The sequence below is a fragment of the Streptomyces beihaiensis genome, from assembly GCF_026274175.1.
Lineage (GTDB): Bacteria > Actinomycetota > Actinomycetes > Streptomycetales > Streptomycetaceae > Streptomyces > Streptomyces beihaiensis.
In genome coordinates, this window is the sequence record NZ_JAPHNL010000117.1 from 1 (window position 1) to 9,138 (window position 9,138).

The 9,138-nt window shown below is 74.1% G+C and carries 8 protein-coding genes; 5 read left to right on the forward strand and 3 right to left on the reverse strand.

What is annotated here, in order from left to right; genetic code table 11:
- From cydC to OFY01_RS13155, 3 genes are all read left to right on the forward strand, one after another.
- On the forward strand, positions 1 to 1,897 hold a 1,897-nt coding region (cydC, locus tag OFY01_RS13145; protein WP_266599489.1), incomplete at its 5' end, for a thiol reductant ABC exporter subunit CydC.
- Positions 1,898 to 2,086: 189 nt separating this feature from the next.
- Positions 2,087 to 3,802, forward strand: coding sequence for a GAF domain-containing sensor histidine kinase (locus tag OFY01_RS13150; RefSeq protein ID WP_266599491.1), 1,716 nt, complete (start codon positions 2,087 to 2,089; stop codon positions 3,800 to 3,802).
- Between the two features lie 188 nt (positions 3,803 to 3,990).
- The gene (locus OFY01_RS13155; protein WP_266599493.1) at positions 3,991 to 5,052 is read left to right on the forward strand and encodes a M23 family metallopeptidase; all 1,062 of its coding nucleotides are present in this window, start codon (positions 3,991 to 3,993) and stop codon (positions 5,050 to 5,052) included.
- On the opposite strand, the gene OFY01_RS13160 is transcribed toward OFY01_RS13155, so the two are convergent.
- Together OFY01_RS13160 and OFY01_RS13165 are read right to left on the reverse strand one after the other, a co-directional pair.
- A complete protein-coding gene (locus tag OFY01_RS13160) occupies positions 4,985 to 5,917 on the reverse strand; it encodes an HAD family hydrolase (protein WP_266599495.1) in 933 nt (310 codons plus the stop codon). The two genes, OFY01_RS13155 and OFY01_RS13160, sit on opposite strands and share 68 nt — an antisense overlap.
- Before the next feature lie 103 nt (positions 5,918 to 6,020).
- Entirely contained in the window at positions 6,021 to 6,935 is a 915-nt protein-coding gene (locus OFY01_RS13165; RefSeq protein WP_266599497.1) for an LLM class flavin-dependent oxidoreductase, read from the reverse strand.
- A gap of 124 nt (positions 6,936 to 7,059) precedes the next feature.
- On the opposite strand from OFY01_RS13165, the gene OFY01_RS13170 reads away from it, so the two are divergent.
- Positions 7,060 to 7,398 carry a hypothetical protein gene (locus tag OFY01_RS13170; RefSeq protein WP_266599499.1) on the forward strand — a complete coding sequence of 113 codons (339 nt, stop codon included), beginning with the start codon at positions 7,060 to 7,062 and terminating at the stop codon, positions 7,396 to 7,398.
- Between the two features lie 95 nt (positions 7,399 to 7,493).
- On the opposite strand, the gene OFY01_RS13175 is transcribed toward OFY01_RS13170, so the two are convergent.
- Entirely contained in the window at positions 7,494 to 8,405 is a 912-nt protein-coding gene (locus OFY01_RS13175; RefSeq protein WP_266599501.1) for a serine/threonine-protein kinase, read from the reverse strand.
- A gap of 115 nt (positions 8,406 to 8,520) precedes the next feature.
- On the opposite strand from OFY01_RS13175, the gene OFY01_RS13180 reads away from it, so the two are divergent.
- The gene (locus tag OFY01_RS13180; protein ID WP_266599503.1) at positions 8,521 to 9,036 is read left to right on the forward strand and encodes an RNA polymerase sigma factor; all 516 of its coding nucleotides are present in this window, start codon (positions 8,521 to 8,523) and stop codon (positions 9,034 to 9,036) included.
- The last annotated feature ends 102 nt before the right edge of the window (positions 9,037 to 9,138 follow it).

Below are 9,138 nucleotides of genomic sequence, written 5' to 3' on the forward strand. Positions count from 1 at the left end.
AGTTGTCCGTGTCCACGGAGGGCCCGGTGCCGCGTCTTCCGCTCCCGCCGCCCCCGGTGCCGCGTCTTCCGCTGCCGCGGCCGTACCGCCCCGTCCGCGCCACGTGCTCACCCGGCTGCGCGCGGCGGCCCGTCCGCGGCGGTCCCGGCTCGCCCTCGCGCTGCTGCTCGGGGCGCTGGCCCTGGGGAGCGCGGTCGGGCTGATGGCGACGTCGGGATGGCTGATCTCGCGGGCCTCCCAGCAGCCGCCCGTGCTGTACCTGATGGTCGCCGTGACCGCCACGCGCGCTTTCGGCATCGGGCGGGCCTGCTTCCGGTACGCCGAGCGGCTCGTGTCGCACGACGCCGTGCTGCGCATGCTGGCCGACACCCGGGTCGCCGTCTACCGACGCCTGGAACGGCTGGCGCCCGCCGGACTTCGCACCACGCGCCGCGGCGACCTGCTCTCCCGGCTCGTCGCCGACGTCGACGCGCTCCAGGACTACTGGCTGCGCTGGCTGCTGCCCGCGTCGGTCGCCGCCCTGGTCGGCGCCGCGTCGGTGGCGTTCACGGCGTGGCTGCTGCCCGCCGCCGGCGCCGTGCTCGCGGCCGGGCTGCTGCTCGCCGGGGCCGGTGTGCCACTGCTCACCTCGGCCGTGGCACGCCGCGCCGAACGCCGCCTCGCCCCCGCGCGCGGGCTGCTGGCCACCCGCACGGCCGAGCTGCTCACCGGCACCGCGGAACTGACGGTCGCCGGCGCCCTGCCCGCACGGATGCGCCGCGCCCGCGACGCTGACTCCGCCCTGACGCGGATCGCCGCGCGCACGGCCACCGCGACCGCGCTCGGCGACGGGCTCACCGCTCTGGTCACCGGCCTGACCGTGGCCGCCGCCGCGCTCGTCGGCGTGCAAGGCGTGCGTGAGGGCCGCCTCGACGGGGTGACGCTCGCGGTCGTCGTGCTCACCCCGCTCGCCGCGTTCGAGGCGGTGCTCGGCCTGCCGCTCGCCGTGCAGCACCGCCAGCGCGTCCACAAGAGCGCCGAGCGGGTCTTCGAGGTCCTCGACGCCCCCGATCCCGTACGGGAGCCGGAGCGGCCCGCACCGCCGCCGCGGGATCCGTTCCCGCTCGTCGTACGCGGCCTTGAGGCCCGCTACGAGGACCGGGGCGAGCCCGCGCTCACCGGCGTCGACCTGACGTTGGAGCGCGGCCGCAGGGTCGCCGTCGTCGGCCCCTCCGGGTCGGGCAAGACCACGCTCGCCCAAGTGCTGCTCCGCTTCCTGGACGCGTCCGCAGGCACGTACACCCTCGGGGGCGTCGACGCGCGCGCCCTCGACGGGGACGCCGTGCGCCGCCTGGTCGGCCTGTGTGCGCAGGACGCGCACCTCTTCGACAGCACGGTGCGCGAGAACCTGCTGCTCGCCAAGAAGGACGCGACCGACGACGAACTGTGGGCGGTGCTCGGCCGCGTACGGCTCCTGGAGTGGGCGCGGGAGCTGCCCGGCGGGCTCGACACGCTCGTCGGCGAGCACGGCGCGCATCTGTCCGGCGGGCAGCGGCAGCGACTCGCGCTCGCTCGCGCGCTGCTGGCCGACTTCCCGGTGCTCGTCCTGGACGAGCCCGCCGAACACCTCGACCTGGAGACGGCCGACGCGCTCACCGCGGACCTGCTGGCCGCGACCGAGGGACGTACGACAGTGCTGATCACGCACCGGCTCGCCGGTCTCGGCGCGGGCGATGCGGGGGGCGAGGGCGGTGCGGGCGGAGCGGGCGCGGTCGACGAGGTGCTGGTCCTCGACGGGGGCCGGGTCGCGCAGCGCGGACCGTACGCCGAGCTCGCCGCCGTCGACGGGCCGCTGCGCCGGATGCGCGCGCGGGAGGAGGACACGGAGCGGCTGACCGCGGTGGCGGCGGCCATATGACGGACCGGGCCGGACGGGTCCGCCGGACGGTCCGCCGGGCGGTCGTGGGGTCGGCTGGGTGTGGGGTCGGCTGGTCGTGGGGTTGGGCGGTCGTGGGGCCGGATGGTCGTGGGGTCGGTGACTGGGCGGTGGTGAGGGCATATGAAGTCTGACTTTCCTTGCCAATTGGGTCTTATTAGGCTCAAGGGCATGGCTGAAGCCCTGGATGCCGCCGATCCGCCCCCTTCGGAAGCCGCGAGCCCGGCCGCCCGCGGTCTGCAAGGTCTGTCGGCGGAGCTCACCGCGCGCGTGCCGCAACTTCTCGAAGCCATGCGCCATGTGGGCACCGGGCTCGAACTGCACTCCACGCTCGACCGGATCTGCGAGACCGCCGCCGAACTCGCCGACGCCACCTACGCGGCGATCGGCGTCGTCGCCCAGGACGGCGACGGTCTGTCGGACTTCGTCTACCACGGCATCGACAAGGAGACCGCCGACCGCATCGGACATCTGCCCGACGGCCACCGGGGGCTGCTCGGCGCCCTCATCCACGACCCCGGGCCGGTCCGCCTGGCCGACGTCGCGGGCGACCCGCGCTCGTGCGGGTTTCCCGAGCACCATCCGCCGATGCGGAGCTTCCTCGGCGTACCGATCCGCGTCCAGGGCGAGATCTTCGGCAACCTCTACCTCACGGAGAAGCGCGGCGGCGGCGAGTTCACCGACTACGACCTCGACATGGTCCGGGTGCTCGCCACGCAGGCCGGTATCGCCATCGGCAACGCGCGCCTGTACGAGGCGGCCAAGCAGCGCGAGCGGTGGATCGACGGCTCCGTGGCCGTCACGACGGCGCTGCTGTCCGGCGGCGACGCGGAGGAGGCGCTCCAGGTCGTCGCCGAACAGGCCCGCAGGCTCTCGGAGTCGGCCGCGGGCCTGGTGCTGCTGCCCGCGGCCGAGGGCGGCATGGAGGTCGTCGCCGTCGCCTCCGACGAGCCGTCCGGCGCGCTCGGCGTGATCGTCCCGCCGGAGAGCGCCATCGTCTCCGACCTGCTCGCCGGGGAGCCCGTCTTCATCGACGACGCGGCCACCGACCCGCGCGTGATGACCGACAACGCGCGCCTGTACGGGCCCGCCATGATGCTGCCCCTGCAGAGCGAGGGCCGGGTCCTGGGGACACTGGTGACACCCCGCGCGTGTGGCGCGCGACCGTTCACCGAGGTGGAGCGCACCCTGGCCATCCAGTTCGCCTCGCAGGCCGCGCTCGCCCTGATGATGGCCGAGGCCCAGCGCGACCGGGAGCGGCTCGCCGTCTACGAGGACCGCGACCGGATCGCGCGCGATCTGCACGACCTGGTCATCCAAAGGCTCTTCGCCACCGGGATGATGCTGGAGACCGCTCAGCGTCGCGCCGAGGAGCCCGAGGTGCAGACCGGCATCGGCAGGTCCGTCGACGAACTCGACGTCACCATCCAGGAGATCCGCACCGCGATCTTCGCTCTCCAGCAGGGCCCCGCCCACGCGCCTTCGGGGCTGCGCACGCGCGTGCTGCGCGAGATCAACATGGCGGCCGTGCCACTCGGGTTCAAGCCGGCTCACCGCTTCGTGGGCCCGGTCGACACGGTCGTGGGCGAGCTGACCGGAAAGAACCTCATCGCCGCGCTGCGCGAGGCCCTGTCGAACGCGTTCCGGCACGCCGGTGCCTCGCGTATCGACGTGGTCGTGGACGCGGGCGTGGTCCTGCCCGACGGGAGTCCCGGCGTCCGGCTGACCGTCGCCGACGACGGCGTGGGCATCCCGGACGGGGGGCGCCGCAGCGGCCTGAAGAACCTCAAGCGGCGCGCCGAGTCCCTGGGCGGCGACAGCTGGTACGGGCCCGGCCTCGGGGACGACGGAGGCGGCACGACCGTGGTCTGGCAGGCCCCGCACTGACGGCGCCGGGCACCGCCCGCGCCGCGACGCCCCGCGCCTCGCGCGACGCCCCGCGCCCCGCGCGACACCCCACGCCCCGCGTGGCGTCCCTGATTCGGGCGTACCCGGTCCACCGGACGGACCAGGCGTTCCCCCGCACGTACGAGCACCGCAGGAGCGCGGCGGCGTGGCGCGCGACGATCCGAGACATGCGCCAAGGACCCCGCCGCCCCCGGAACGCCGTCATCGCCTCGGCGCTGTTGTGCGTGCTCGTCGCACTCGGTGGCCCGCCCACGCTCACGCCGGGAGCCCAGGCGGCGGACGACACCGACGATCCAAGTGCGGAGGTCCAGCGTCTCTATGAGCAGGCGTCAGCGGCCACTCAGCGCTACGAGGAGGGGCGCAGGGCGGCCGCGGCACAGGAGGCGAAGGCGCAGAGGGCCGAGCTGCTCCTCGCGCGTGAGCGCGGCGAGATGGCCGCGCTCCACGCGGACCTCGGACGCTACGCCCGTGCCCAGTACCGCAGCGGTGGCGGCATCCCGATCACCCTGCGGATGCTGCTCTCCGACGACCCGGACGCGCTGATGCACGGTCAGCGTGCCGCCTGGCAGGCCGATCTGGCGCTCAACAACGCCGTGGACAAGAGCCGCCGCGCCGAGCGCGAGCTGGCGGACGGCGAGCGCAGGGCGACGGCCGCATGGCACGCCCTCCAGGCCGACAACGTCCGCCTGGCCGAGCTGAAGCAGACCATCGCGGCCAAGCTGGAGACGGCCCGCGCGAAGCTGCAGGGCGAGGCGGACCAGTCCGTGGCGGCGGGCCGCTGCCGGGGCGCCGTCCGCCTCGACCAGCCGGAATTGCGCACCACGCGCGCGTGGGTGCCCCCGGTCGACACCTACGTACTGTCCGCGGGCTTCGACAGCGCCGGAGCGCACTGGGCCCACCGGCACACCGGGCAGGATTTCGCGGTCGACATCGGCACGCCGGTGCGGGCGGTCGGCTCCGGCCGTGTGGTGAGCGTGTCGTGCGGCGGCGCCTTCGGCATCCACATCGTCCTGCGGCACCCGGGCGGCTACTACACGCAGTACGCGCATCTGGCCTCGGCCGCCGTGGAGCAGGGCGAGGAGGTGCGGACGGGCCAGTGGATCGGCCAGTCGGGCACCACCGGCAACTCCACGGGGCCGCACCTGCACTTCGAAGTGCGGCTCACTCCGTACCTGGGGTCGGGGATCGACCCGGTGCCGTGGTTCGCGGAGCGGGGCGTGACGCTGTGATGCCGGGACCCGCCAGCAGGTCCTCGATGATCCGGGCGACGCCGTCCTCGTCGTTCGTGTGGGTCCGGCCGGTCGCGGAGGCCAGTACGTCCGGGTGGGCGTTGCCCATCGCGTAGGAGGTGCCCGCCCAGGTGAGCATCTCCATGTCGTTGGGCATGTCGCCGAAGGCGACCACGTCGGCGGGCGAGATACCGCGCTCGGCGCAGCACAGCGCGAGCGTGCTCGCCTTGGAGACGCCCGGCCCGCTGATCTCGAGGAGGGCGCTCGGGCTCGACCGGGTGACGGTCGCCAGGCCGCCCACCGCGATCCTGGCCAGGTCGAGGAAGGCGTCGGGCCCGAGTTCGGGGTGGTGGGCGAGCAGCTTGAGGACCGGCTGGTCGGCGACGTCGACGTCGGTGGCGAGCAGCTTCTCGGCCGGGGCGACGCTCTCGGCCGGGTCCAGGTGGAGCGGCGGATACGCGGGCTCGTGGTGCAGCCCGCCGGTCCGCTCCACCGCGAACGACGTGCCGGGTGCGGCCGCGCGCAGGACGCGGACGACGTCGAGCGCGGCGGCGACGGCCAGCTCCCGGATCTTGACGAACCGGTGCCGTCCCGGCCCGCCGTGCAGGTCCACCACGGCGGCGCCGTTGCCGCAGATGGCCAGGCCGTGGCCGTGCACGTGATCGCTGACGACGTCCATCCAGCGGGCCGGACGGCCCGTCACGAAGAAGACCTCGATGCCGGCCTCCTCGGCGGCGGCGAGCGCGGCGACCGTGCGCGGGGAGACGCTCTTGTCGCCACGCAGCAGCGTGCCGTCGAGGTCCGTGGCGATCAGCCGAGGGGCTGAGGGGGCCGGGGCCGGGGGCCCGGGAGTCGGTGGGGTCACGGCTCCATGGTCGCGCACATGCGTGCACGGGCGTGCGCCGGGGCGCGCATATGAGTACGCCCACGCCTTCGCCTTCGCCCACGCCTACGTCGGGGGCTTCCCCTCAGTTCAGCTGCGCGAGCGCTTGCGCGGCGATCTCCTCGAAGACGTTCTGGTCGGCGGCGAAGACCGAGTCGGGGATCGGCCAGTGGACCACGAGCTCGGTGAAGCCGAGGTCGCGGTGGCGGCCGGCGAAGTCCACGAAGGCGTCCACCGACTCCAGGGGGCGCGAGCGGTCCGGGGTGAAGCCGGTCAGCAGGATCTTGTCGAGTCCGGCCACGTCCCGGCCTGCCTCGGCGCACGCCGTGCCGAGCTTGTCGATCTGCCCGCGCAGGGCTGCCACGGACTGCTCAGGCGTCCCGCTCTCGAACAGCTTCGGGTCACCGGTGGTCACCCACGCCTGCCCGTGCCGAGCTGCCAGCCTCAGCCCTCGCGGCCCGGTCGCCGCCACCGCGAACGGAAGCCGGGGCCGCTGCACACAGCCCGGGATGTTCTGCGCGGCGCCCGCCGAGTAGAACGTGCCGTCGTAGGAGACGCCGTCCTTGCCGTCCTCGGTGAGCAGCCGGTCGAGCAGCGTCACGAACTCGGCGAACCGGTCCGCCCGCTCCTTCGGCGTCCAGGGCTCCTGGTCGCTGCGGGCGAGGGCGGTGGCGTCGAATCCGGTGCCGCCCGCCCCGACGCCGAGCGTGATCCGGCCGCCGGAGACGTCGTCGAGCGACATCAGCTCCTTGGCGAGCGTCACGGGGTGCCGGAAATTGGGCGACGTGACCAGAGTACCCAGGCGCATACGCTGCGTCACCGTCGCTGCCGCCGTCAGCGTGGGGACCGCGCCGAACCACGGGCCGTCGCGGAACGGCACGCGCCAGGAGAGATGGTCGTAGGTGTACGCGGCGTGGAAGCCGAGGTCTTCGGCCCGCCGCCAGATCTTCTGTCCTTCGGCCCACCGGTGGATGGGGAGGATCACCGTGCTCAGACGCATGGCCCCGACGATACGTGGACTTCGCGGCCCCACCGATGTGTCGGACGGCGGCGCAGGTTCGGGAAGCCGTGCCAGTGGCGCGGCGGGGGTCGCTACCGTGGCGTCCGAGCAGGGGTGGCAGCGGATGAGGGAGGATCGGGCCGCGTTCGTCGAGTTCTTCGGCGGCGACGAGCTGGTCCTCGCGCCCGCCGAAGCCGAGGACCTCCTCCGTGCCTACTACCGCCACCGCCGGCAGGCCGCTGTCGCCGCACAGCCGCGCCGTGCCCGGCGTCACCGGCTCCCCGGACCGGACCTGGCCTCCTTCGCGTTCCCGCGGGAACTTGCGGACTCGGACACCATCGGAGTCATCTACGACCAGGTCGACGGGCTCAACTTCTACGCCGACTACGGGATGCTGCGGGACCTCTTCGCGGACCCCACCCGCACGGGCCGCAGCCGGCGTCAGGGATCGGCGACCGTCTGAGCGAGCTGCTCGGCGCGGGACGGCGCTGAGCTCCTACGTGGACAAAGCACCGGCAGGCGGCACGCCTGCCCGCGCGGCCGGTTCCTTGCCGGACATCAGCGCAGCAGCCAGCTCAGCAGGGTCACCGCCGTGAACACCGTGCCGGACGCCAGACACACCGCGCGCGGAGTCAGCCACCTGGGGCCTTGCAGAGGCCGGAGCCGCGGGGCCGGAGCCAGCAGCGCGTCCGCGAAGGCCCGGGCGGTCGGCGGTCGGTCCGCCGGCTCGACGGACATCGCGGCTCGTAGCAGCAGGGCGACGTTCGGCGCGAGCTCCGCTCCGGCCGGGAGCGTCGGCAGCGTCGAGGCGGTCGGTTGGTCGGTCATCAGGGCGGTGGCGCGCCCGCCAGGGCCGAACGGCTTCTGCCCGGTCAGCAACTCGTAGGCCACGACGGCAAGCGAGTACACGTCGGCCCTCCCGTCGAACCCGCCGGTCTGGAAGACCTGCTCCGGTGCCATGTACGCGGGCGTGCCCGTGGTCACCGTCAGCCCGGATGCGTCGGCCAGTTGCTTCGCGCTGCCCAGATCCGCCACCAGCACCGCGGCGGGCGCGGGGCCGGTGGCGAGCAGCAGGTTGGACGGCTTGACGTCGCGGTGCACCACACCCGCTTCGTGCAGGACCTGGACCGCGTACCCCGCCTCCGCGGCCAGCCGCAGGGCCTCCTGCGGGTCACACCGCCCGACCCGGTCCGCCAGGGTGCCGCCGCGCACGTGGTCCATGACGAAGAAGGGCCGGTCGTCCTGCACCCCGACGTCGTGCACCCGGACCACTCGCGGGCTGGCGATCCGGCGCAGCAGCCTCGCCTCCGCCAGGAACCGCTCGCGCACATCGGCGTTGGCGGCCCAGTTCTCGGCCAGCACCTTCACCGCGACCTCGGTGTCGAGCTCCGGATCGTAGGCCTTCCAGACCGTCGCGAAGGAGCCGGCTCCGAGCCGCTCAAGGAGGAGGTAACGGCCGAGCTTGTGCATGTGGCAACATTCTGCCGGAGTCGGGGGGAGCGTGGAACTCCCGTTCGACGGGCGGGGCGCCAGGCGGCACGGAAGGGGGATCCGGGTGTTCGGGGAAGGCGAGCAGGAACGTCTCGTGGCGGCAGCTCAGGCGGGGGACCCGGGGGCGATGGAGTACCTGCTGGCCAAGCTGCGGCCGGTGGTGCTGCGCCGCTGCTCGCGCTTCCTGCCCCACCACGCCGACGCGGAGGAGGCCGCGCAGGACGCGCTGCTGTCCATCAGCAAGCATCTGGGCGAGTACGGCGGCCACGGCTCCTTCCTGGGCTGGGTGACGGTGATCGCGTCGAACGCCGCCCGCTCCACCTACCGCTCGATGCGCCGACGCGCCGAGGACGGCCACGCCGACCTGCCCGAGTCCGCCGACCCGCGCACCACCAGCGTCATCGCCGGGACCCGGCTCGACCTGATGGAGGCGTTGGCCGCGCTGGAGCGACAGCACCCCGCCCTCGTGGAGTCCTTCGTCCTGCGCGACCTGGGCGACCTGACCTACGCCCAGGTGGCCGAGGCGCTGAACGCCCCGTTGGGCACGGTCAAGGACCGTATCCACCAGGCCCGCCGCTTCATGCGCGAACGCCTGGTCACCGGTCTGTGAACGGCAGCCCCGCGGCGGGCGGCGGCCACGCCGTCGTCCGCCCCCGGTACGCCGTCGCCGCCCTGCTGGTGGCCGCCGCGCTCGGGCTGGCGACCGGCCTGT